Origin of the sequence: Bradyrhizobium sp. BR 10261 (assembly GCF_019455395.1) — a bacterium.
In the GTDB taxonomy this organism is placed as follows: Bacteria; Pseudomonadota; Alphaproteobacteria; order Rhizobiales; family Xanthobacteraceae; genus Bradyrhizobium; species Bradyrhizobium manausense.
Genome location: NZ_JACOFQ010000031.1, coordinates 42545 through 64725, shown reverse-complemented (window position 1 = coordinate 64725; position 22181 = coordinate 42545). Strand labels below are relative to the sequence as shown.

At 64.5% G+C, this 22181-nt stretch carries 21 protein-coding genes; 11 read left to right on the top strand and 10 right to left on the bottom strand.

Going from position 1 to position 22181, the window contains the following annotated elements; all coding sequences use genetic code 11:
- Position 1 precedes the first annotated feature (1 nt).
- The 4 genes from HYH07_RS29285 (at position 2) to HYH07_RS29270 (ending at position 3082) form a co-directional block, all read left to right on the top strand.
- Positions 2 to 706 carry an iron reductase gene (locus tag HYH07_RS29285; protein WP_220005714.1) on the top strand — a complete coding sequence of 235 codons (705 nt, stop codon included), beginning with the start codon at positions 2 to 4 and terminating at the stop codon, positions 704 to 706.
- Positions 703 to 1479 carry a cytochrome c3 family protein gene (locus HYH07_RS29280; protein ID WP_220005713.1) on the top strand — a complete coding sequence of 259 codons (777 nt, stop codon included), beginning with the start codon at positions 703 to 705 and terminating at the stop codon, positions 1477 to 1479. Before HYH07_RS29285 ends, HYH07_RS29280 begins: the two co-directional genes overlap by 4 nt.
- Positions 1480 to 1714: 235 nt before the next feature.
- Positions 1715 to 2125 carry a hypothetical protein gene (locus HYH07_RS29275; protein WP_220005712.1) on the top strand — a complete coding sequence of 137 codons (411 nt, stop codon included), beginning with the start codon at positions 1715 to 1717 and terminating at the stop codon, positions 2123 to 2125.
- 345 nt (positions 2126 to 2470) lie between these two features.
- Positions 2471 to 3082, top strand: a complete 612-nt coding sequence (locus HYH07_RS29270; protein WP_220005711.1) for an RNA polymerase sigma factor — start codon at positions 2471 to 2473, stop codon at positions 3080 to 3082.
- Here the strand turns inward: HYH07_RS29270 and HYH07_RS29265 are convergent.
- From HYH07_RS29265 to HYH07_RS29245, 5 genes are all read right to left on the bottom strand, one after another.
- On the bottom strand, positions 3079 to 5811 hold the full coding sequence (locus HYH07_RS29265) for an EAL domain-containing protein (protein WP_220005737.1): 2733 nt from the start codon (positions 5809 to 5811) through the stop codon (positions 3079 to 3081). The genes HYH07_RS29270 and HYH07_RS29265 overlap by 4 nt on opposite strands.
- A 218-nt stretch (positions 5812 to 6029) precedes the next feature.
- Positions 6030 to 6545 carry a cyclic pyranopterin monophosphate synthase MoaC gene (gene moaC / locus HYH07_RS29260; RefSeq protein WP_220005736.1) on the bottom strand — a complete coding sequence of 172 codons (516 nt, stop codon included), beginning with the start codon at positions 6543 to 6545 and terminating at the stop codon, positions 6030 to 6032.
- Positions 6546 to 6561: 16 nt separating this feature from the next.
- Positions 6562 to 7383, bottom strand: coding sequence for an indole-3-glycerol phosphate synthase TrpC (gene trpC, locus HYH07_RS29255; protein ID WP_220005710.1), 822 nt, complete (start codon positions 7381 to 7383; stop codon positions 6562 to 6564).
- Between the two features lie 7 nt (positions 7384 to 7390).
- A complete protein-coding gene (gene trpD / locus HYH07_RS29250) occupies positions 7391 to 8404 on the bottom strand; it encodes an anthranilate phosphoribosyltransferase (RefSeq protein WP_220005709.1) in 1014 nt (337 codons plus the stop codon).
- A gap of 14 nt (positions 8405 to 8418) precedes the next feature.
- The gene (locus HYH07_RS29245) at positions 8419 to 10317 is read right to left on the bottom strand and encodes a SurA N-terminal domain-containing protein (protein WP_220005708.1); all 1899 of its coding nucleotides are present in this window, start codon (positions 10315 to 10317) and stop codon (positions 8419 to 8421) included.
- 223 nt (positions 10318 to 10540) lie between these two features.
- Between HYH07_RS29245 and tpiA the strand changes: the two genes are divergently transcribed.
- The 3 genes from tpiA to HYH07_RS29230 all read left to right on the top strand — a co-directional run bounded on the left by tpiA (position 10541) and on the right by HYH07_RS29230 (position 13623).
- Complete coding sequence (gene tpiA / locus HYH07_RS29240) at positions 10541 to 11296, top strand: triose-phosphate isomerase (RefSeq protein ID WP_220005707.1); 756 nt, start codon at positions 10541 to 10543, stop codon at positions 11294 to 11296.
- Positions 11297 to 11435: 139 nt separating this feature from the next.
- Positions 11436 to 11825: a preprotein translocase subunit SecG gene (gene secG / locus HYH07_RS29235; protein ID WP_220005706.1), complete on the top strand. Its 390-nt coding sequence runs from the start codon at positions 11436 to 11438 to the stop codon at positions 11823 to 11825.
- A 166-nt stretch (positions 11826 to 11991) separates the two neighbouring features.
- A complete protein-coding gene (locus HYH07_RS29230) occupies positions 11992 to 13623 on the top strand; it encodes a CTP synthase (protein WP_220005705.1) in 1632 nt (543 codons plus the stop codon).
- 41 nt (positions 13624 to 13664) lie between these two features.
- Here HYH07_RS29230 and HYH07_RS29225 read toward each other — a convergent pair whose 3' ends face one another.
- The 4 genes from HYH07_RS29225 to HYH07_RS29210 form a co-directional block, all read right to left on the bottom strand.
- Positions 13665 to 15323, bottom strand: a complete 1659-nt coding sequence (locus HYH07_RS29225; RefSeq protein WP_220005704.1) for a hypothetical protein — start codon at positions 15321 to 15323, stop codon at positions 13665 to 13667.
- Positions 15324 to 15456: 133 nt separating this feature from the next.
- Positions 15457 to 16092, bottom strand: coding sequence for a class I SAM-dependent methyltransferase (locus HYH07_RS29220; protein WP_220005703.1), 636 nt, complete (start codon positions 16090 to 16092; stop codon positions 15457 to 15459).
- 111 nt (positions 16093 to 16203) lie between these two features.
- Positions 16204 to 17580, bottom strand: coding sequence for a HAMP domain-containing sensor histidine kinase (locus HYH07_RS29215; RefSeq protein WP_220005702.1), 1377 nt, complete (start codon positions 17578 to 17580; stop codon positions 16204 to 16206).
- Complete coding sequence (locus tag HYH07_RS29210; protein WP_220005701.1) at positions 17577 to 18251, bottom strand: response regulator transcription factor; 675 nt, start codon at positions 18249 to 18251, stop codon at positions 17577 to 17579. Before HYH07_RS29210 ends, HYH07_RS29215 begins: the two co-directional genes overlap by 4 nt.
- Before the next feature lie 196 nt (positions 18252 to 18447).
- On the opposite strand from HYH07_RS29210, the gene HYH07_RS29205 reads away from it, so the two are divergent.
- The 4 genes from HYH07_RS29205 to HYH07_RS29190 all read left to right on the top strand — a co-directional run bounded on the left by HYH07_RS29205 (position 18448) and on the right by HYH07_RS29190 (position 21611).
- On the top strand, positions 18448 to 18774 hold the full coding sequence (locus HYH07_RS29205; protein ID WP_220005700.1) for an NIPSNAP family protein: 327 nt from the start codon (positions 18448 to 18450) through the stop codon (positions 18772 to 18774).
- 116 nt (positions 18775 to 18890) lie between these two features.
- Positions 18891 to 19742, top strand: a complete 852-nt coding sequence (kdsA, locus tag HYH07_RS29200; protein ID WP_220005699.1) for a 3-deoxy-8-phosphooctulonate synthase — start codon at positions 18891 to 18893, stop codon at positions 19740 to 19742.
- The gene (locus tag HYH07_RS29195; protein WP_220005698.1) at positions 19742 to 20953 is read left to right on the top strand and encodes an MFS transporter; all 1212 of its coding nucleotides are present in this window, start codon (positions 19742 to 19744) and stop codon (positions 20951 to 20953) included. Before kdsA ends, HYH07_RS29195 begins: the two co-directional genes overlap by 1 nt.
- A gap of 190 nt (positions 20954 to 21143) precedes the next feature.
- A complete protein-coding gene (locus tag HYH07_RS29190; RefSeq protein ID WP_220005697.1) occupies positions 21144 to 21611 on the top strand; it encodes a universal stress protein in 468 nt (155 codons plus the stop codon).
- A 37-nt stretch (positions 21612 to 21648) separates the two neighbouring features.
- On the opposite strand, the gene queF is transcribed toward HYH07_RS29190, so the two are convergent.
- Positions 21649 to 22125, bottom strand: a complete 477-nt coding sequence (gene queF / locus HYH07_RS29185) for a preQ(1) synthase (RefSeq protein ID WP_057756723.1) — start codon at positions 22123 to 22125, stop codon at positions 21649 to 21651.
- Positions 22126 to 22181: the final 56 nt, after the last annotated feature.

The following is a 22181-nucleotide window of genomic DNA, read 5'->3' as shown; positions in this document are numbered from 1 at the left end:
GATGAACCGCAGAGAGCGTCTGATCGCGGATATCGTTCTGGCGGCCCTGTTGCTGTTGGTGCCGGCTTTCCTGCTTCACTCTGACGGCAGGTTCGCTGGAAGCCTCGCGGGCTTTGTCCTCGGGGCCGGTGCGGCCGTGCTGATGGTTCTCCTTCTTGTCTATCCGATGACGAAATACAGCCTGGGTCTGAAGACGCTGGTCACGCGATGCGTGTCGATGCCAACGCTCCTGGCATTTCACGCCTATGCCGGAATCGTCGCGGCGTTCTTCGCGCTTCTGCATACCGGACACAAATTCCAGAGCCCGCTTGGGATCGCCCTGGTGACCAGCATGCTGATCGTCGTCGTCACCGGATTTGTCGGGCGCTACTACCTGCCGCAAACGGCAACGGAGCTTCGCCGGCAGCAGTCGGATCTGGCGACCTTGAGGTCGGCCTATGAGCACACTGCTGCGGCTCTGTCGTCGCCCGATCGGATGGCGCATGAGGAGGCCGCCATGCCTGCGCCGGCACTCCGAAACGTGCCGTTGCTGCAACTCGTCGATAGTATTTCCGACTTCGAAGCAGCGATCGGATCGAGCGAAACGGTCAAGAAGATCTTCATGCCGTGGATCGGGCTGCACGTCGTGACCGCGATCGTGATGTATGCGCTGCTCGCGGTGCATGTGGCAGCCGAGGTCTATTACGGGCTGCGGTGGCTGGCGTGACGATCAGGGGCGCGCTCTACGTCGTGGTCGCGACGCTGGCCCTCGCAAGCGCGGCCGTTACGTCGATTGCTCTGTATCGGGGCAGCTCCGAAGTCGTCCCGGGCTGGACAAGCTTCGTGATGCCCGGGCCGCTCTCGGGGAAGCACGCATTTCTGTCCGACAGATGCGAGAGCTGCCACACGCCGACCAAGGGCGTTGATGCTGCGGCCTGCATCGCCTGTCATGCGCCTTCTGCGGGCGATCTCGGCAAGCAGTCGACGGCGTTTCATGCTGCGGCGGGCGGTCAGTGTTCCGGCTGCCATCGTGAGCACATTGGCGGGCCGCGGCCGATCAGGATGGACCACGCTTCACTGCTGCAAGTTGCGATGCCTCTCGCAGGCGGGAACTTGTTTGACAGGACGGCCGATCGCTTGGCGGAGGACTTGAAGGAGTTTCTCGGACTGCCAAAGTCCGAGAGGCGGGAAAAGGCAGAGCTCGATTGCGCCAACTGCCACAGCAACCGGCAACCGCACCGGGAGCTGTTTGGACGGCAATGCTCGAATTGCCATGGTCTCGCGTTTTGGACAATCGTCGGTTTCCTGCATCCTTCGCCAACGTCGAAGGACTGCGCCCAATGTCATCAGGCGCCGCCGAGCCACTACATGGGTCACTTCGTCATGATGGATCGGGTGATCGCCGGACAGGAGCATGCATCGGTCGATCAATGCTTTCTGTGTCATCGGACCGACTCGTTCAACGACATCAAAAGTGTCGGCTGGATGAAGCATCACTGACCGGGGGCGTGCGACGCAGATGGGTGCTCTATATTACGGGAGCCGACGAAAAAATCAGGACGTTCGTTTTCGCACGGTATCCGGCGGCCGATAGGCCGCGCCGGACCCCAAATTCCCGCACCGTGCAATTCGTCTATCGCAGCTCTCGCATTGTCTAATTTGTGCGTGCTGTTTTCTATTGGCCGTCACTGCAACCGGGGCTATATGTTCCTCGGTCGTGATAGCAGGTGCGGAAATGATTGGCTTGCGAAAGCCAAGGCGAAGATGGTGGGGATGGCTTGTCGCCATCGCTTACCTGTTCGCATCGATGACGCCGTCTCTTGCGATTTCGATCCCCCTCGACTCAGTGATGCAGGATGAGTACCAGGTCGATCAGCCTGCGGATTCGTACGCGCATGACGACGCGGTCGGATCGTCGGTTCATTCGCATGACGTTGCGATGGCTGGGGATTGTGATGACGACCAGGATCGACCTTGCGACCGGCATACGACCTGCTGCGGCTCGGTCCTCTGCTTCACCGCCGTGTCGCCTCATGCGCCCGAGATTGGGGAGTTCGTCGTGCCGCGCTCGCGTTGCGAAGCCCAGCCTGACGTGATCGGCGACGAAGGCACGTTCCGTCGCCACTATCGGCCTCCCATCACCTGAAATAGCTCCCGACGACCAGGCTGACTCGCTCCAGATTGGAGCGCGGGTCGACACATCGGCAATGGGCGCGATGCCCAGGCGGATGACGGCGACGCGCGCCAAGGCCTCGCGCAGCGAGCGACATGATCGGCCCTGGTCGGCGCCCGCGCGCGCTGCGCGTTGAGCAGAAGAATGCCCGCATCGCGATCGTCGGCTCAGGGGCAATCCCGTGTGCGCCGCTGTAGCGGCGAGCCCCTCGCGACCTGTGCTCGGGCGGCTGCCGCATTTGCGAACAGAGCGTGTCCGATTTGACGCGTTCGCGCTCAATCCAAGCGATCTACCGAACGTCATGCAAGGACTGTGGTCATGAAATCGCCGAACGAGAGCCGACCGGCGCGGAGAGCCGGCTCCTTGGAAGCGCAGGAGAGCGTTGTTCGGACTGCTCTCGTTAGCAGTTACGATCGCCTTCGCAGCTATCTACAGCGACGATTTGGCGGGAGGGCGGAAGCGGAGGAAGTGCTCCAGGCGTTCATGTTGCGCGCACTGGAGCGGTCGGGCGACATTCGTGATGCGGACTCGGTTCGAGGTTGGTTGAGCAGGGTCCTGGCAACGACCATCGCCGACTTTCACCGTCAGAGATCGAAGAGCAGGACGCGGGAGATGCCGTTTCCGCACGAGCTCAACGACCGTCTTGCAGCCGACCAGGATGCCGCGGCGAATACCGTGGTCTGCGAGTGTCTTCATACCCATCTGACCCTGCTGAAGCCCGAGCACGCCGAAGTCATCAGGAGGATAGATCTTGCCGGTGAACCGCGGGAGCTGGTTGCCGCCGATCTGGGCGTGACCGTGAACAATCTGACCGTTCGTCTTCACCGCGCGCGAAATGTCCTGAGGGAGCGTCTCGAGCAGACCTGCGTTGTATGTCTTGAGGAGAGCTTCTGGGAATGCCGCTGCGCCGGCAGCCGAACTCCGCCCTAGCCAGCCTCGAGGCGGCGCCCCTCGCGGTCGTCGCGCTGGGCGAGCCGGCTGCGATGGAGCGCGAACAATTCCACGACCTTGTCGGCCGGCTTTGCGGCGCTGAACAGATAGCCCTGCATCTCGGTACAGCCGAGCGTGCGCAGCAGCCGCTGCTGTTCCTCGGTCTCGACACCTTCGGCCGTGGTTGCCATGCGGCGGGCGCTGGCGAGATTGACCACCGCCTGCACGATGCTGGCGGAGCCGTCGGGACCGGCGACGTCGTTGACGAAGCAACGATCGATCTTGATCTTGTCGAACGGGAAGCGGTGCAAATAGCTCAGCGAGGAGTAGCCGGTGCCGAAATCGTCGAGCGCAATGCGCACGCCAATGGCGCGGAGCTGGTGGAGGATCGCCAGCGCGGTGTCGTCGTCGCGGATCAGCACGGCCTCGGTGATCTCGAGCTCGAGCCGGCTGGCCGGCAGGCTGGAGGCGGCCAGCGCTGCCATGATCTTCATCGCCAGCGTGCCGCTCTTGAACTGAACCGGCGAGACGTTGACCGCAAGGCGAATGTCGTCGGGCCAGGTGGCTGCCTCACGGCAGGCGGTCGACAGCACCCATTCGCCGATCTCGTTGATCAGCCCGGTATCCTCGGCGATCGGGATGAACTCGGCCGGCGAAACCATGCCGCGCTCGGGGTGGCGCCAGCGCACCAGCGCTTCGCAGCCGGTGATGCGATCGTCCTTCAGGCTGACGCAGGGTTGGTAATAGACCTCGAGGCCGCCTTCGCACCCGCCTTGGGCGATGGCGTGGCGCAGGTCGATCTCCAGCAGGCGCCGCTCGCGCACCCTGGCGTCCATCTCCGGCACGAAGAAGCGATAGGTGTGACGCCCGGCAGATTTGGCGGCGTACATCGCCATATCGGCGTTCTTCAGGATCTGGTCGAGCGCGTTGCCGTGTCGCGGCGCCAGCGCGATGCCGATGCTGGCGTCGGTGGTGAGGTGATGGCCCATGCAATCGAACGGCGTGCGGATCGCGGCGAAGATCCGGGCAATGAGCTCGTTGACCTGGTCCTGCGAGGTCACCGCGCCCTGCACGATCGCGAACTCGTCGCCACCGAGCCGGGCAACGAAATCGTTTGGCCCGGCGCAGCGACGCAGGCTCTCCGCCACGGACTTCAACAGCTCGTCGCCGACGAGATGGCCGAGCGCGTCGTTGACGCCCTTGAACTCGTCGATGTCGATGCAATGCACGGCGAGCTCTTCGTCGCGGCCGATGGCGGCCAGCTCTTGGCGCAGATGTTCGTGGAATTTGGCGCGGTTGGGCAGGTCGGTCAGTGCGTCGTAGTGGGCGAGGTGGGTGATGCGCTCCTCGCTGCGGCGCCGCTCGGTGATGTCCTCATGGGTCGCGACCCAGCCGCCGTCGGCGAGAGGCTCGTTGACGATCTGGATCGAGCGGCCGTCGCTGGTGTCGACCACCATGGAATTGCGCACGTGGATGTCGCGCAAAACGCGCGCGGTATACTGGTCGACATCGCCCGTGAACGAGCCCGTCTCCTTGCGATGCGCAATGATGTCGCGGAAACTGTAGCCGGGTCTGACGATGTCGGGCGACAAGCCGTACATCTCGATATAGCGCTGATTGCAGACCACGAGCCGCCGCTCGGCATCGAACAGCAAAAGGCCCTGGGTCATGTTGTTGACGGCGCGATCGAGACGCTGCTTCTCCAGTGTCAACCGTTCCCGGGACATGCGGTGCTGCTCCACCAGCTTGCGCACGATCGCGGTCAACACGCCCGCGATCACAAGCGCGGACGCGCCGGCGACCGAAATCAGGATTCCGATCTGTTCCCGCCAGTCGGCCAGCGCTGCCGCGCGCGTTGTCGTCGCCATCATCAGGATCGGGAAGTGGGGGAGGGTGCGCGCCGAGGCCAGCCGGTCCTCGCCGTCGATCGGACTCACGATCCGCCCGGCGAAATGGTCCTGCGTGAAGATCCTCTGCTGCTCGAACGAGCCGTTCCTGAAATTGCGTCCCATCATGTCGCTTGATTGGGGAAAGCGGGCAAGCAGGGTGCCGTCCCGATGCAGCATCGAGATCGTGGCGCTATCGCCGAGCATGAGGGTTTCGAAGAACTTCTCGAAATTAGCCGGCTCGATGCCGCGTCCGACGGCACCCATGAACTCGCCGTGTGGCCCCATGATCCTGCGCAAGATCAGGATGGTCCAGGCGCCGGAGATGCGGCTGTGAACCGGTTCGATCAGCACGTCGGGCGCCTGCGGATCGTACCGGAACGTGCGGTAATAGGCGCGGTCGGCAACGTTGACCTTCGGAGCCGGCCATGCCGTCGAGGAATTGATCACATTGCCGTCGGCGTCGATGATGTTGACGCCGCCCATGTACGGCAGCGCCTCGATCTTCGAGCGCAGCATCCGGTGCACGTCCTCGCCGGAGAGGCGCTTGCGGAAGTCGTCCGCGGTCAGGATTCCGCTGAGGCGGACGTGGTCGACGAAATCCTTTTGGATGACCACGAAATCCTGCAATTGCTGATCGAAATGATGGGCGAGCAGCAGCACGGTGTTTTCCAGCTCGCGACTGGAGTTGCGCAGCGCGCGCTCGCGGAAATTCTGCGCCATCAGTACCGCGCCGACGGCGATCGCCGCGATCAGCAATGTGCCGCCCACCACGAGCAAGCGGATCGGTCCGCTGCGCACGAAGGCCTGGTCGAAGAGGCGGCTGCCGTATCTTGTCATCATGTCGATCGCTGCCATCCACACGTCAGGGTGAGTACTTGATCCCCATGACATCCTTCGGTTTACGGGATCGATGTGGAGGCGACGTTAGGAATCGCGGTTAACGCGACATAAACGGATGCGCACAAATGCAATCGATACGCACGGCGCCGGTATCGCACTTGCTGTCATCAGGGTCCTGAGCGGCCTGGCAGTAAGCTCAACGCCGATATGGCACCGGATCAGGCGCGGTAATGGCCCGACTTGCCGCCCAGCTTTTCGATCAGATGGATCCCCTCGATGCGCACGCCGCGCTCGACCGCCTTGATCATGTCGTAGATGGTGAGGCAGGCGACCGTCACCGCCGTTAGGGCTTCCATCTCGACGCCGGTCGGGCCAGTCACCTTGACGCTGGCGCGGACCACGCAGCCCGGCAGCTTCGCGTCGGGCTCGATGTCGACCGTGACCTTCGACAGCGCCAGCGGATGACAGAGCGGAATCAGCTCCGAGGTCCGTTTCGCGGCCATGATTCCGGCGATGCGTGCGGTGCCGAGCACATCGCCTTTCTTGGCGTTGCCTGACACGATCAGGTCGAGCGTTGCCTTCTCCATGACGACACGGCCTTCGGCAACGGCGAGCCGCTCGGTCGCGGCCTTGTCCGAGACGTCGACCATCCGCGCCTCGCCAGTGGCGCCGATATGGGTGAGGGCAGGGGCCGCCTTCTTCGAAGGCCTGGTCTTCGCAGGCTTGCGCGCCAGAACCTTGCGCACCATGTCAGCGCGCGCCCGTGGCGCTGGCCTTGGTATCGCGCGCGAGCAGCGTGCGCGTGGCGGCAGTGACGTCGGCCTGCCGCATCAGGCTCTCGCCGACCAGAAAGGTCGACATGCCCACGCGCTCGAGCCGGGCGAGGTCTGCGGGCGTGAAGATGCCGCTTTCGCCGACCATCAGCCGCCCCTCGGGGATCAGAGGCGCCAGCATCTCGCTGGTCGCCAGCGACGTCTCGAAGGTGCGCAGGTTCCGGTTATTGACGCCGATCATCGGCGAACGCAGCTTCAGTGCGCGATCGAGCTCGGCACGGTCGTGGATCTCGATCAGCACGTCCATGCCGTAGGCGATCGCGGCATCTTCGAGATCCCTGGCCGTCGCGTCATCCAGCGCGGCCATGATGATGAGGATGCAGTCGGCGCCGTGCGCCCGCGCCTCGACGACCTGATAGGTGTCGAACAGAAAATCCTTGCGCAGCACAGGCAGCGAGGTCGCTGCGCGTGCCGCCACCATGAAGTCGAGATGGCCCTGGAACGAGGGCGCATCGGTCAGCACCGACAGGCAGGCCGCACCGCCCGCTTCATAGGCCTTGGCCAGCAGGGGCGGATCGAAATCTTCGCGGATCAGCCCCTTGGAGGGCGAGGCCTTCTTCACCTCGGCGATCAGCGCGTAATCGCCATCGGCATGCTTGGCCTTGATTGCGCGCACGAAGCCGCGCGGCGCGCCTTGCGCCCTGGCCTGTGCCTCGACCGCCGAGAGCGGCTGCGCGCGCTTGGCTGCCGCGATCTCCTCGCGCTTGTAGGCCTCGATCTTGGTCAGGATATCGGACATGACGGGTTCAGCTGTTCGAGACCGCGATCAGATGTTTCAGTCGCGCATTCGCAGCGCCGCTGTCGAGCGATTTCGCACCGATCGCGACGCCTTCCTTGAGGTCCTTGGCACGGCCGGCGACGACCAGCGCCGCGGCGGCGTTGACCAGCGCGACGTCGCGATAGGGGCTCGGCTTGCCGTCGAGCACGCTTTGGAGGGCCATCGCATTGGCGTCGGCGTCGCCGCCCTTGAGCGCACCGGTCTCGCAGCGCGGCAGGCCGACGTCCTCGGGCGTCACCTCGAAATTCCTGATCTCGCCATTGTGGAGCGCCGAGACGAAGGTCGGGCCGGCGAGGGTGATCTCGTCGAGGCCGTCGGAGCCGTGCACCACCCAGGCGGATTCGGAGCCGAGATTCTTCAAGACCTGCGCCAGCGGCTGCACCCATTGCCTGGAGAATACGCCGACCATCTGCCGTTTCACGCCGGCCGGGTTGGACAGGGGACCAAGCAGGTTGAAGATCGTCCGCGTTGCGAGCTCCACCCGGGTCGGGCCGACGTTCTTCATGGCCGGATGATGGGCCGGTGCGAACATGAAGCCGATGCCGCATTCGCGCACGCAGCGGCCGACCTGCTCGGGCTTGAGGTCGATCTTGACGCCGAGCGAGGTCAGCACATCCGCCGCGCCCGAGCGCGAGGAGAGCGCGCGGTTGCCATGCTTGGCGACGGGCAGGCCGGTGCCCGAGACGATGAACGAGGCGCAGGTCGAGACATTGACCGAGCCGGAGCCGTCGCCGCCGGTGCCGACGATGTCGACGGCGTCCGCGGGCGCATCGACCGTGAGCATCTTCGAGCGCATCGCCGTGACCGCGCCGGTAATCTCATCCACGGTCTCGCCGCGCACGCGCAGGGCCATCAACAGGCCACCCATCTGCGAGGGTGTGGCCTCGCCGGACATCATGGCATCGAAGGCGGATGCGGCTTCCTCACGCGACAGGCTGGCACCGGTCGCCACTTTTCCAATGATCGATTTCAGGTCGTCCATCGCGTGCTTTCAACTCACTGGTTCGCGCCGGTCACTTGCGCGAAGGCGGCCTGATTAATGGTGGTTCCGATCTCGGTTTCAAGCTTGTTGACGTAGGAGGCGACCAGTTCGTCGGTCAGCGACTTGCCGACGCTCTCCTTCAGCTTCTTGACGGCATCGGAGGCGGTGTCGACCGCGGGATCGACGATGTCGGTGACGCGGAAGACGATGACTTCGGTGCCGCCGGTCACGGGCGCCTGCCCGACGCCGTCCTTGGCGGTGCGGAAGGCGGCCGCAACGATGTTGGCGGGCACGCCGGCCGGAGTGTCGTCGCGCTTGAAGCCGCTGGCAGTCTCGACCTTGGCGTTGACCGCTGCGGCCTCGTCGGCGAGCTTGCCGCCCTGTTCGAGCTTCTGCACCATTTCGGTCGCCTTCGCCTTCAGCTTGGTGGCGATCTGGTCCTGGCGCCAGCGCGCCTCGACCTGGTCGCGGACTTCGTCGAGATTGCGGTCGCGCGAGGGCGTGATGGCGAGCACGTCGTACCAGACGTAGCCGCCCTTGAACGAGATCGGGTCGTTGTCGACGCCGACATCGCTGTTGAAGGCCTGCGACACCACATCGAGGCCCGGGGGAATGTCGGCGACCGGCTGCCCGTTCGGCGCGCGGCCGGAGCGGTCGACGGCGTCGATGGTCACGGCCGTGAGCCCGAGCTTCTGCGCGGCGTCGGCGACGCTGGTGCCGGCACCGCGTTCGTCCTCCATCTTGTCACGAAGCTCGCCGACCTTGGCGCGCGCGCGCTCGGTCGCGATGGATCGCTTCACGTCGGCGGCAAACTTGGCGTAGTCGGCCTCGGCGCCGGGCTCGATCTTCTCGACCTTGACGATCGAGACGCCAATCGGGCCCTGGATCGGCTGGCTGATCTCGCCAACCGGAAGCGCGAAGGCGGCATTGCCGACGGCGGGTTCGAGCGAGGATTTCGTCACCAGCCCGAGGTCGACGTCGGGGGCCGTCAAGCCGCGCTCTTTGCCGAGATCTTCAAAGGACATCCCGCCGACCAGACGCTCGCGCGCGGCCTGCGCCTGGGCGGCATCAGGAAACACGATCTGCTTGATCTGGCGCTTCTCCGGTGTGGAGAGCTGGTTCTTGCGCTGATCGAACAGTTTTTTCGCGTCATCGTCGGAGACGTCGCTCCACTTGGCGATCTCCTCAGGCGAGATCATGGCGAAGACGATCTTGCGGTACTCGGGCGCGCGGAACTGGACCTTGTGATCCTCGAAATAGGCGGCGAGTGCCTCGGGCGAGGGGGGATCGATGGTGCCGGCCTGCGCCGTATCGAGCCTGACGAACTCGATCGAGCGTTGCTCGTTCTGGAAGCGCGTCGCCACTTCGAGCATGGTTTTCGGCGGCTCGAGGCCAGCACCGATCGTGCCCGTGATCTGCCGGCGCAGCGCTACCTTGCGCTGCTCGGCCACGTAGCGCTGCTCGGTGTAGCCGAAATTACGGATCAGCCCCTGGAAGCGGTTCGCATCGAACTTGCCGTCGACGCCCTTGAAGTTCGGGTCGTTCATGATGAGCTGGCGGACCTGTTCATCGGATTGGCCCAGCCCCATCTGTCGCGCGTTCTCGTCGAGAGCGGCTTCCGCAATTGTCTGCTGCAGCACCTGGCGGTCAAGGCCGAACGCGCGCGCCTGGTCCGGCGTGAGGGGCCGGCCGAACTGGCGGCCGATCTGCTGCAGGCGGTCGGTGTAGATCTGGCGGAACTCGTTCAGCGAAATCTCGGTGTGGCCGACCTTGGCCAGCGTGGACTGCCCGAAGCCGCGGAAAATGTCGGCGATGCCCCAAATGCCGAAGCTGATGATCAACACGCCCATCACGACGGCCATGATGGTCTTGCCGACCCAGTTTGATGAGGCCTTGCGCATTCCTCGAAGCATTTGGTCCAACTTGTCTTGATAAGGAGGGGAACGGGAGCGCGTCTTAATGCAGATTCCGCAAAAGCGCGTCACCAAATTGATATGCCATCATAAAGTGGCGGCTTTCCCCCCGCAACCTCGCCTCAGGCCGGCCCTCGAAGTTGCGGTTAGAGGTGTCTGGTCTCTGGAACTGCCACGGCGCCTCTGCTAGCGCTGCACAAAACTCATTCTGCTGGACATTGACATGACCGAAGCCATTCGCCCCTTGATCGCCGGCAATTGGAAAATGAACGGCCTGAAAGCCCAGGCCGCCGAATTCGACGCCATGCTCAATGGTGCGGCAGAGGTATCAGGCAAGGCCGACCTGCTGGTCTGCCCGCCGGCGACCCTGATCTCGGCCTTTGCCGAGAAGGCGCGGGGCAAGAAGGTCGCGGTGGGAGCCCAGGACTGCCATCCCAAGGCCTCCGGCGCCCATACCGGCGATATCGCGGCCGAAATGCTCGCTGACGCGGGCGCGAGCGCCGTCATCGTCGGCCATTCCGAGCGTCGCGCCGACCATGGCGAGGGCGATGCCCTTGTCAGGCAGAAGGCAGAAGCCGCCTGGCGGGCCGGACTGGTCGCCATCGTCTGCATTGGCGAGACGCAAGCCCAGCGCGATGCTGGCCAGACCCTGGACATCGTCCGCGGTCAGCTCGACGGCTCGTTGCCGGATGGCTCCACGGCCGCCAATCTGGTCGTGGCCTATGAGCCGGTCTGGGCGATCGGCACGGGCCTCACCCCCACGGCCAAGGATGTGGAGCAGATTCATGGGTTTATCCGGGAATTCCTGAGCTCAAGGTTCAAGGCGGAGGGGACGAAAATGCGGATCCTCTATGGCGGCTCGGTCAAGCCGTCGAATGCGGCTGAGCTGATGGCGGTCAAAAACGTCAACGGCGCGCTGGTCGGCGGCGCCAGCCTGAAGGCGGCCGACTTCCTTGCGATTGCGAAGGGCTGCCCCTAGCTAACCCAAAGCTTTGGTTCGGGACCGATCGGGGGTGGCAATACCCCCTCCGATCGTGTAACACCGCGCAACTTCAGGAAAACCCGCGAAGCGCGATCGGCCGCCGTCAGGCGCCGCCCGCTTGTGACGGAAGGATAGCATGCAGACCGTTGTCATCGTCATCCACCTCATGATCGTTGCCGTCATGATCGGCGCCGTGCTGCTCCAGAAGTCGGAAGGCGGCGGCCTCGGCATGGGCGGCGGTGCGGGCTTCATGTCGAGCCGTGGCACTGCGAATCTCCTGTCGCGAACCACCGCGGTCCTCGCGGCGGGCTTTTTCCTGACCAGCCTGTTCCTGTCCTGGTACGCCGGTTACAACCGCGCGCCGTCCTCGATCATCGGCCAGCCCGCGTCACAGACCCAGCCGGGCGGCGCCAACCCGATCACCGCGCCGACGTCGGGCGGTATTCTGGACACGCTGAAGAAGGCGGACGAGCAGCAGCAGGCTCCGGCGGCACCGAGCGGCCCGCAGGTGCCGCGCTCGCAATAAAGCAGGGGGGCCATGCAGGACGATGGCTAGCGTCCTGCATCAACAATCCCCATCAAGGCTCTGTCACCATTCTTCGTTTTGGCTCACCCACAGGCCCGCAGATTCTTTGGGGCTGAATACGAATCGCTTTGGCGAATCGGGTTTGAGGGATTAGAGGTTAAGTCCCATGGCGCGGTACATATTCATCACCGGCGGCGTGGTTTCTTCGCTCGGCAAGGGTCTGGCTTCAGCGGCACTCGGTGCATTGCTGCAGGCCCGGGGCTACAAGGTCCGCCTCCGCAAGCTCGACCCCTATCTCAACCTCGATCCCGGAACGATGTCGCCGTATCAGCACGGCGAAGTGTTCGTGACCGATGACGGCGCGGAGACCGATCTCGATCTCGGTCACTACGAGCGCTTCACCGGACGTCCTGCGACCAAGCAGGACAACATCACGACCGGGCGCATCTACCAGGACATCATCTCGAAGGAGCGCCGCGGCGATTATCTCGGCGCGACCATCCAGGTTGTGCCGCACGTCACGAACGCCATCAAGGAGTTCGTGCTGTCAGGTAATGACGAGTACGATTTCGTGCTGGTCGAGATCGGCGGCACGGTCGGCGACATCGAAGGCCTGCCGTTCTTCGAGGCGATCCGCCAGCTCAAGAACGAGCTGCCGCGCGATCACGCCGTCTACATCCACCTGACGCTGCTGCCGTACATCCCGAGCGCCGGCGAACTCAAGACCAAGCCGACGCAGCATTCGGTGAAGGAACTGCGCTCGATCGGCATCCAGCCGGATATCCTGCTGTGCCGAACCGATCGCGAGATACCGAAGGAAGAGCGGCGCAAGCTCGGCCTGTTCTGCAACGTGCGCGAAAGCGCCGTGATCGAGGCGCGCGACGTCGACAACATCTACGCCGTCCCTGAGGCCTATCACAACGCCGGCCTCGACGATGAAGTGCTCGCCGCCTTCGGCATCGGCTCGCGGATTCCGCCGGCGCTGCAGAGCTGGCAGAAGATCAACGAGCGCGTCCGCAACCCCGAGGGCAACGTCACCATCGCCATCGTCGGCAAGTACACCGGCATGAAGGATGCGTATAAGTCGCTGATCGAGGCGCTCTCGCATGGCGGCATCGCCAACAAGGTGAAGGTCAATCTCGACTGGATCGAGAGCGAGATCTTCGAGAAGGAGGATCCGGCGCCGTTCCTCGAGCACGTCAACGGCATCCTGGTGCCGGGCGGCTTCGGCCAGCGCGGCGCCGAAGGCAAGATCAAGGCGGCGCAGTTCGCGCGCGAGCGCGACGTGCCGTATTTCGGCATCTGCTTCGGCATGCAGATGGCCGTCATCGAAGCGGCGCGAAATCTCGTCGGCATCGAGGACGCCAACTCCACCGAATTCGGCCCGACCAAGGAGCCCTTGGTTGGCCTGATGACGGAATGGCTGCGCGGCAACGAGCTCGAGAAGCGCTCGCTGGCCGGCGATCTCGGCGGCACGATGCGCTTAGGGGCCTATCCCGCTGCGCTCAGCCGCGGCAGCCGCGTCTCGCAGGTCTATGGCGGCGCGACCGAGATTTCCGAGCGCCACCGCCATCGCTACGAGGTCAACACCGCCTACAAGGACCGCCTCGAGCAGCATGGCCTGAAATTCTCCGGCTTGTCGCCCGACGGCGTGCTGCCTGAGATCGTCGAATACGAGGATCACCCCTGGTTCATCGGCGTCCAGTTCCATCCCGAACTGAAGTCGCGGCCGTTCGAGCCGCACCCGCTGTTCGCCTCGTTCATCGAGGCGGCGGCGAAGCAGAGCCGGCTGGTGTAACCGGCTCAGCCGATTCCGTTGATCCCGGCTCGCGCGGTCGCTTACGCGGCCGCCATGTCCATCCTGCGACAGAAGCAGGATGCCTTGATCGGCACCTCCGCCCGGGCCTGGGCGAGATCGAGCCGCTGCTTGATCAGCGGCGTCTCGGCCTTGTCGCCGCGCCGCACCAGGCATTCATGCAATCCGTGAAGTGACCACAGATTGTCGGGATGCTGGCAGGCACGGCTTAGCTTTCCATCGAGGCCGAGATCGGAGCGGTACACCGCCTCGGCTTCCTCGATCCGTCCCTGCTCCAAAAGCAGTGCGCCGAGCGCGTGGCGCGGTGGCTGCATCCATCCCCAGGGCTCGTCATAGGGCAATGCGTCGCTGAGTGCGACCGATCTGCGCAACTCGGCAAAGGCCATGTCGTAGTTGCCCTTGCGGTATTCCAGCTCCCCATTCAGCATGGCTTCGGCCACACCAAGCAGGTTCACGACCTTGTTGTTGTGCACCAGCCGGCTTTCGGGCACGCGGGTCTTTGCCTGCGCGAACAGCGCCTTTTCGGTTTCGGCCTCAGTGACGTGGCCAAGCGCCGAATGAGCCACCGCCTTGGCGTAGTGGATCATGGCGGTTACCGAGCAGTACAACTCGCGATCTTCCGGCAGCTTTTGCGCGATAGTCTCATTCCATTTGCCGAAGCGCACGAGCACGTGCTGCTTCATCGTCAGGTAGCCTTCCAGGAAGTCGGCCATGGGTGGCGATTGAATGCGCAGCACCGGATCGGGTACGGTCGCAATGAGCTCCTCGGCTGCCGCAATGGCGGGAGCATATTGGCCCAGGAACATCGCGCCGTAGATGGCGAAGTGGAAATTATGGATGACATAGACCAGGTAGACACCTGGATCGTCGGAGTAAGCGAGGAACTTTCGATCCGTTGCCAGCGCCTTCTGATTGTACAGCAGGACGTCGTTGTATTGTCCGCACAGCACATCGAGATGGGTCGGCATGTGGATCAGATGTCCGCTGTCGGGCGCGATCTCGCGCAGCCGGTCGCCGGCTCGCATTGCTCGTTGCGGAAACGGCGACATCTCCATGAGATGGACGTAGAGATGCAGCAGCCCCGGGTGATCCCATGCCGCCGGCATCCTGTCGAAGGCCTGTTCGAGAACCGTCCTGCATTCCTCGGTGCCGGCCCCCGCCGTCGGTTTTCCAGAGGTCAGGTCCCACATCAGCCACGGCGTCTCGTTCATGATCGCCTCGGCAAGGATGGCCCGGACATCGAGATCGTCTGAATATGTCGCGAAGACCTTGCGCATCTCCTGCGTGAAAGCCTTGTCCCACGCCGCCATGTCCTCGATGGCCTCGCGCTGGGGATAGCGCGCAGGCAACGCACGGATCAGCGCGCGCTCGACCGGGCCGGTCTTGTCCGCATGCGCGAGAGCGTCCTGCGTCGCATCGTAGGATGCCGCGAGCGCCAGCTGACGGCCGTGCGGGTCATAGCGAACCCAGGGAAGGTTGTAATTGGGGCCAGCGGCGTAGGCGATGCCCCAGTGCGCCATCGCACAGTTTCCGTCGTACGCGAGCGCTTTGCGAAAACACTTGATCGCTTCCCCGTGGTTGAACCCGAACACCCAGTTGAGCCCTCGGTCGAACCAGAGCTGGGCCTCGGGCGACGAGGTGGTGATTTTGCGGCTGTAAGGGCCGAGATCAAAATAGGTCAATGTCTTGCCTCCTCTGATCGCGTTGGCCGCAGCGCGTCACCGGCGGCTCATCCGCAAGATCGAGCCGCGACAATACCAAGAAGAGTGCCCGAGCGCTATTGTGCCCGTGCTCGCAATGAGAGAGGCGGTTGGTCTAACAATCCGCTTCCGCTGCGACCGGTGTCGAAGCCTCCTGCGCCAGCGATCCCGCAATCAGCGTCATTTGCGGTCGCCGGGTCAGCTTGTAGACGGCGGCCGGCGGCACGTTCAGGAAGGCCCGGTCCACCAGCGTTGCGCGCAGGCCGAGACGGTCGAGGACCGGCCGCGGGATCGGGCAACTCATGCCATAGGTGAACTGGTAGAAGGCGCCGCCGGGGCGGACATAGCTGAATGCGCCGCTGAGGATCGAGACGACCTTGCGTGTCGACATGTTGAGCAGCGGCAGGCCGCTGACGACCGCGCCGACGGGCGCACCGTCATAGAGACGCTCCGTCGCCAGCCGCGCTGCATCCATCCACAGCACGCGCGCGCCGGGAAAGCGCATCTGCAACAGCTTCATGAAATCCGAGCCGTATTCGATCAGCGTGAGATCCTGCTGCCTGACGCCGCGCGTCAGCAGCTTGTAGGTGAATGCGCCGGTACCGGGACCGAGCTCGAGGATCGGGCCGGTCTTCTCGGTAATCTCGCGCGTGATGAGATCGGCCAGCGCCGCACCCGATGGTGCGATGGCGCCGACCTGGCGCGGTGAGGACATCCAGGACAGGAAGAAGGAGAGAAAATCGTTGGGCATGCGCACTCCGGCATTTCGGTTGCACCTCATGAGACCAGAGGTGATGCGAATGCACCGTTGCGCCGTTGGATTGCGACAGCATTGCGCTGCGAGCTGCGGATGCAGATTGAATCAATTCTGCCGGTGTGGGGGCAGCGTCATTCTGAAGCAGGTGCCGCCGTCCGCGCCGTCGGTGACCGTGACCTGGCCGCCATGCAGCAGCACAATCTCGCGCACCATGTTGAGACCAAGGCCGGCGCCACGGTCGAGCGGGGTGAGCCGATAGAACGGCTCGAAGATCTGCTCGCGCTGATCTTGTGGAATGCCGGCGCCTTCGTCGGTGACCTCGATGCAAGCGGGCTTGCTGACGCGAATGCCGATCGTGCCGCGGCGCGGGCCGTGCTGGATCGCATTCTGCACGAGATTGGTCAGCGCCCGTTCCAGCGCGGCTGCGTCACCAATCGTCTCGACCGGCGTTGAGGGCGCATCGAGCGCAAGCTCGTAGCCGGCGGCAATCGCCAGCGGCGCGAGGTCGGCGGCCGCGCTTTGCGCGACCGCGACGAGATCGACGCGCGCAAAGGGATGGCCGCAGCGGTCGAGCCGCTGGATGTCGAGCAATTGCTCGGCCAGCGTCGCCAGCCGCGCAGTATCCTCCAGCAGCCGGGTCTTGTCTGGACCAGAGGGCAGCGATTCCAGCCGCGTATTGAGGATCGCGATCGGCGTGCGCAACTCGTGCGCGGCGTCAGCAACGAAACGCTTGTGCCTGATATAGCCCTGGTCGAGCCGCGCCAGCGCATCGTTGACTGCGGTGACCAGCGGCACGACCTCCAGCGGAATCTGCTCCACTGATAGCCGCGCCCCCCGCTGATGAATGTCGATGCGGCGCGCCTGGTCCGCGGTTGCATCCAACCCCCGGAAGGCGCGCTGCACGATCATCGGCGTCGCGATGAAGGTCGCGGTACCCATGATCAGCAGGCCGGGCAGGGCGATGCCCAGAAACGCCAGCGAGGTCATGAACAGCGCCTTGGCGCCGGTCAGCCGTCCCTGCGTCGCGGTGATGATCTGCACATTGCCGGCATCGGTGTTGACGCGCTTCAGCCGCGCCGCCGGCTTGCGCGGATCATCCTCGAACATCTGCCAGCCGAGCCGCGCCTGGCTGACATGGTCGAGACCGCTGCCGATCGCTGCGAATTCCGCCGGCACGGCGCCTTCGGTCAGCGAATGTCCTTGCCGGTCGCGGACCAGGAACCAGAGGTCCGGCGTCTCGGAACGCAACTGTGTCAAATCGGGCGTCGACCGCAGAATCAGGCCACCAACTGCGTCGCGTGCAAGCGCGCGCTGCACGACGTCGATGACGCGGTCCTCGTCGCGCTCCGCCAGCACGAAGCCTGAGGCGCAGAGCGCACCGACGATCACGCCGACCAATGCCAGCAGCAGCGCGGCCTGGAGCGCGAGCAGGCGCCAGCTCAATCGCGAGCGCAGGCAATAGGGATCGTCGTGCCTGCTCATGTCAGCTTCTTCAGGAGATAACCGACGCCCCTGATGCCGTGGATCTCTACGCCGGCGTCGGCCTCGGCAAGCTTGCGGCGCAGCCGCGAGACATGCGTGTCCAGCGCGTTGGACTGGATCTCGTCGTCGAAATTGTAGACGGCTTCCTCCAACGCCGCGCGCAGCACCGTGCGGCCCATCCGGCGGATCAGGGCTTCCAGCACCAGCAACTCGCGGCGGGGAAGCTCGAACGGCTGGCCGTCGATGCTGGCCTCGCGATGGTTTGGGTCGAAGGCGATGCGGCCGGCGCGGATGACGTCCGGGGACAGGCCCGCGGGCCGCCGCAGCACCGCCCGCAATCGTGCCAGCAGCTCTTCGACCGCGAACGGCTTGGCGAGATAGTCGTCGGCACCGCTGTCGAGCCCGGCGATGCGGTCGGCGAGCTCGCCGCGCGCGGTCAGAACGATGATCGGCACGCCATCGGCGCGCGCCCGCAACTTTGGGATCAGCGTGAGGCCGTCGCCGTCGGGAAGCTGGCGGTCGAGCAGGACGGCGGCATGGACGTCGGCGGAAATCGCTTCTTCCGCCTCCGCAAGCGTCGGGGCGTGATCCACCACCATGTCGTAGCGTTTCAGTGCCGACGAAAGGGCGCCGGCCATCTCGACTTCATCCTCGACAAGCAAGATCCGCATGCGACAGGTACCCTAACTGAAACCGAGCCATTCTAGCGGCCCGATCATTGCGGCAGCATTGCGGGAACAGGCGCTGCGCGTTGTCCGGTCCCGTCCAGCCATGCGCGAAACGCTGCGGGGGGTGGCCGGGCAGGGCTCAAGACACCCCCATGGCCGATCGCTATAACCGCCGTACCCTTCCAGGGAGGAAACGAGAATGATCTACGAAATGCGCCAGTATCGCTGCGTGCCCGGTCGCCTGCCGGCATTGCTCAAGCGGTTCGAGACTGCCACACTGAAGATCTGGGAGAAGCACGGTATCAGGCAGGCCGGGTTCTTCACCACGCTGATCGGCGAATCCAACCAGGAGCTGACCTATTTCCTCGCCTGGGAGTCGCTGGCCGAGCGCGAGAAGAAGTGGGGCGCGTTTGTGGCTGATCCAGAATGGGCGGAAGCGCGCGCCAAGTCCGAAGCGGATGGCCAGATCGTCGCCAATATCGTCAGCCAGATTCTGGCTCCGACTGCTTTCTCTTCGGTCAAGTAGCCGTCGTTCCGGACAGGTGGCCGTGGCGCAACCCTGATATTCAAAGGTCAGGGCCGAATGGGGTTGATCCCGCCCATTCGGCCGCTATGGTCGCGCCGAAACAGGGATTTTGTGTCTTGAGCACCAGTCAATCTGCAGCGCCGGTCGTCAGCGTCGGGTCGGTCAAATTCGGCAATGATCTGCCGATCTCGATCATTGCAGGTCCCTGCCAGCTCGAAAGCCGTCAGCATGCGCTCGAGGTGGCCTCCGCGCTGAAGGAGATCGCCGCACGGCTTAAGATCGGTCTCGTCTACAAGACCTCCTTCGACAAGGCCAACCGCACCAGCGCCTCGGCCGCGCGCGGCCTCGGCCTCGCGCAGTCGCTGCCGATCTTCGCCGAGATCCGTTCCTCGCTTGGCCTGCCGGTGCTGACCGATGTGCACGATGCCGCGCAATGCGCCGAGGTGGCGCAAGCCGTCGACGTCCTGCAGATCCCGGCCTTTCTGTGCCGGCAGACCGATCTGCTGCTGGCCGCAGCCGCAACCGGCAAGGTCGTCAACGTCAAGAAGGGGCAGTTTCTTGCGCCCTGGGACATGGCGAATGTCGCTGCCAAGATCACCAGTGCTGGCAATCGCAACGTGCTCGTCACCGAACGCGGCGCCTCCTTCGGTTACAATACGCTGGTCTCTGACATGCGTTCGCTGCCGATCATGGCGCGCACCACCGGCGCGCCCGTGATCTTCGATGCCACCCATTCGGTGCAGCAGCCGGGCGGGAAGGGCGCGTCCTCCGGCGGCGAGCGCGAGTTCGTGCCGGTGCTGGCGCGCGCGGCCGTCGCCGTCGGCGTTGCCGGTCTGTTTATCGAGACGCATCCCGATCCAGACAGCGCGCCGTCGGACGGACCCAACATGGTGCCGCTGCGCGAGTTCGAAGGGCTGATCGCCAGGCTGATGGCATTCGACGCGGTGGCCAAGGGCCAAGCGCACTGATGCACGAGCCCGTGGCAAGGCCGTCGACCGACCAGAAGTTTCCGCCTGCGATCAACATCATCGCGCTCGCGAGCTTCTCCGCCGCGTTGTCGACCCGCGCGCTCGATCCGGTGCTACCGCATGTTGCCGAGGAGTTTTCGATCAGCATCACGACGGCGGCAAGCATCGCGGCCGGCTATGCGCTGATCTACGCGCTGATCCAGCCGATCGTCGGTGCGGCAGCCGATCTGTTCGGCAAGGCTCGGCTGATGACGTTGTGCCTGGCGCTGCTCGGTGCCGCCTGCATTCTGGGCGCGCTCTCGACCACCTTCTCGGGCCTGTTCGCCAGCCGCATGCTCGCCGGTATCGCCTCGGGCGGCGTGTTCCCGGTTGCGCTCGGCCTGACCGCCGACCTGGTCGCGCCGGCGAAGCGGCAGGTGGCGATCGGCCGCACGCTGGCTGGCTCGATGACGGGCAACCTGCTAGGTGCGACCGCATCGGGCATCATCGGCGACCTCGTCGGCTGGCGCGGCGTGCTGGTGATCATCGGTGCGCTCGGGCTGATCGCGGCCGTCGCGGTCGCGGCGGGTTTTCGCGGTGCCGCGCTCACGGCGCGGCCGAAGAGCGATCTGAGGACCTTGCGGCAGGGTTATCGCACCATTCTCGCCAATCCGAACGCGCGCTATTGCTATTCGGCCGTGTTCGTCGAGGGCTGCTGCGTGTTCGGCCTGTTTCCCTTCATCGCCGCGCTGCTGTTCGATCTCGGCGAGACCTCGCTGTCGATCGCGGGCATCGTCATCGCGGGCTTCGCGGTCGGCGGGCTGTTCTATACTTTCACGGTCTCGCGCTTCCTGCCGCGACTGGGTGTCAAAGGGATGATGATCGCAGGCGCGAGCCTCGTCGCGCTTCAGCTCGCAGCGCTCGCCCTTGGCCCCGGCTGGAAGGTCCAGTTCGCCATCATGCTGCTGATGGGCTGGGGCTTCTACATGATCCATGGCTGCCTGCAGGTGTTCGCCAGCGAGCTGTCGGTCGAGGCGCGGGCAACAGCGATGTCGCTGCACTCGTTTTGTTTCTTCATGGGCCAGACCGTCGGTCCGCTCGCCTACGGGTTCGGCCTGGCGCATGCCGGCAAGGCGCCGACCCTGGCCGCAAGCGCCGTGCTCATGGTGCTGCTGGGCCTTGCCTGCGCCGCGCTGCTGAGGCCGCGGGCGCCGTCCGACGCGCGAGCCTGATCCAGGGCCGCGACCGGCGTGCCGAAGGCGGAGGCCGATCTGTCGAGTCGGTCGACCTCGCTTAATAGGCGAGGGTGGACGGCTTCGTCACCAGGGTGCGTAAAAGCGATTGGACCGGCGGCGAGGATCGGATCATATTCGCCGGGGCATCAATTGCGAGGGCATGCGGGGCGCGCAACAAGGAGCCGCAATGTACGCCAATCTTCTCTTGAGCACCGATGGCTCGGACGTCGCCACAAAAGGCCTCGAGCATGGAATTGCGTTGGCGAAAGCGTTGAATGCCAAAGCGACGATCATCACCGTGACCGAACCGCTGCCAATCGATTACGGCGGAGGATTTGACTCGGGATGGGTGCCTTCGCAGGAAGAGGCCGACAATTTTGACGCGGCCTGCAGGGAACGCGCCGGCAGGGTACTCGATCGGGCACGAGCCATAGCCGAGCAGCGCGGGATGTCGGTCGAACTCCTGCACGTTCCGAATTCGCACCCGGCCACGGCGATCGTCGAAACTGCAAGATCCAGACGCTGCGATTTGATCGTCATGGCCTCTCATGGGCACCGCGGCCTCAGGAAGCTGTTTTTGGGAAGTCAGACCTCCGAGGTCCTCGGGAACGGAAGCGTGCCGGTCCTGGTCGTGCCGCCGGACGTAACGGCGTGACTATGTCGCGCCTGAAGTCATCGTCAGGGCTCTCCCACTAGCCCCGGCCGCGATACGGCGCGACACCCTGCTCGGGCACCCACAGGCCCTTCGGCACGCGGCCGGTCTGCCAGAACACGTCGATCGGAATGCCGCCGCGCGGATACCAATAGCCGCCGATGCGCAGCCATTTCGGCTTGATCTCGCGCGCGATGCGCTTGCCGATCATCACGGTGCAATCCTCGTGGAAGGCGCCGTGATTGCGGAAGCTGGCGACGTAAAGCTTGAGCGATTTCGACTCCAGCAGCCACTGGCCGGGCGCGTAGTCGATCATCAGATGGGCGAAATCGGGCTGTCCCGTGACCGGGCAGAGCGAGGTGAATTCCGGCACGGTGAAACGGACCAGGTAATCGGTCCCTCCTTGCGGATTGGGCACGCGATCGAGCTGAGCTTTCTCAGGCGCATCCGGCCATTCCACCGCGCGACCGAGTTGCAGGCTGGGTGAGGTGTTCGATTTGCTGGGTTTTTTCGACATGCGGCCCTCATAGCCAATCATTCGGCGGCCGTCACCCGGCCTTTTCCGCCTCGATG

Excerpts from the sequence above, each read along its gene's own strand:
- HYH07_RS29245 (WP_220005708.1), bottom strand. The coding sequence starts at position 10,317 with ATGCTTCGAGGAATGCGCAAGGCCTCATCAAACTGGGTCGGCAAGACC.
- secG (WP_220005706.1), top strand. The coding sequence starts at position 11,436 with ATGCAGACCGTTGTCATCGTCATCCACCTCATGATCGTTGCCGTCATG.
- queF (WP_057756723.1), bottom strand. The coding sequence starts at position 22,125 with ATGTCGAAAAAACCCAGCAAATCGAACACCTCACCCAGCCTGCAACTC.
- HYH07_RS29265 (WP_220005737.1), bottom strand. The coding sequence starts at position 5,811 with ATGATGACAAGATACGGCAGCCGCCTCTTCGACCAGGCCTTCGTGCGC.
- HYH07_RS29205 (WP_220005700.1), top strand. The coding sequence starts at position 18,448 with ATGATCTACGAAATGCGCCAGTATCGCTGCGTGCCCGGTCGCCTGCCG.
- trpD (WP_220005709.1), bottom strand. The coding sequence starts at position 8,404 with ATGGACGACCTGAAATCGATCATTGGAAAAGTGGCGACCGGTGCCAGC.
- HYH07_RS29190 (WP_220005697.1), top strand. The coding sequence starts at position 21,144 with ATGTACGCCAATCTTCTCTTGAGCACCGATGGCTCGGACGTCGCCACA.
- HYH07_RS29195 (WP_220005698.1), top strand. The coding sequence starts at position 19,742 with ATGCACGAGCCCGTGGCAAGGCCGTCGACCGACCAGAAGTTTCCGCCT.
- HYH07_RS29215 (WP_220005702.1), bottom strand. The coding sequence starts at position 17,580 with ATGAGCAGGCACGACGATCCCTATTGCCTGCGCTCGCGATTGAGCTGG.
- trpC (WP_220005710.1), bottom strand. The coding sequence starts at position 7,383 with ATGTCCGATATCCTGACCAAGATCGAGGCCTACAAGCGCGAGGAGATC.
- HYH07_RS29210 (WP_220005701.1), bottom strand. The coding sequence starts at position 18,251 with ATGCGGATCTTGCTTGTCGAGGATGAAGTCGAGATGGCCGGCGCCCTT.
- HYH07_RS29270 (WP_220005711.1), top strand. The coding sequence starts at position 2,471 with ATGAAATCGCCGAACGAGAGCCGACCGGCGCGGAGAGCCGGCTCCTTG.
- HYH07_RS29220 (WP_220005703.1), bottom strand. The coding sequence starts at position 16,092 with ATGCCCAACGATTTTCTCTCCTTCTTCCTGTCCTGGATGTCCTCACCG.
- tpiA (WP_220005707.1), top strand. The coding sequence starts at position 10,541 with ATGACCGAAGCCATTCGCCCCTTGATCGCCGGCAATTGGAAAATGAAC.
- HYH07_RS29275 (WP_220005712.1), top strand. The coding sequence starts at position 1,715 with ATGATTGGCTTGCGAAAGCCAAGGCGAAGATGGTGGGGATGGCTTGTC.
- HYH07_RS29230 (WP_220005705.1), top strand. The coding sequence starts at position 11,992 with ATGGCGCGGTACATATTCATCACCGGCGGCGTGGTTTCTTCGCTCGGC.
- HYH07_RS29285 (WP_220005714.1), top strand. The coding sequence starts at position 2 with ATGAACCGCAGAGAGCGTCTGATCGCGGATATCGTTCTGGCGGCCCTG.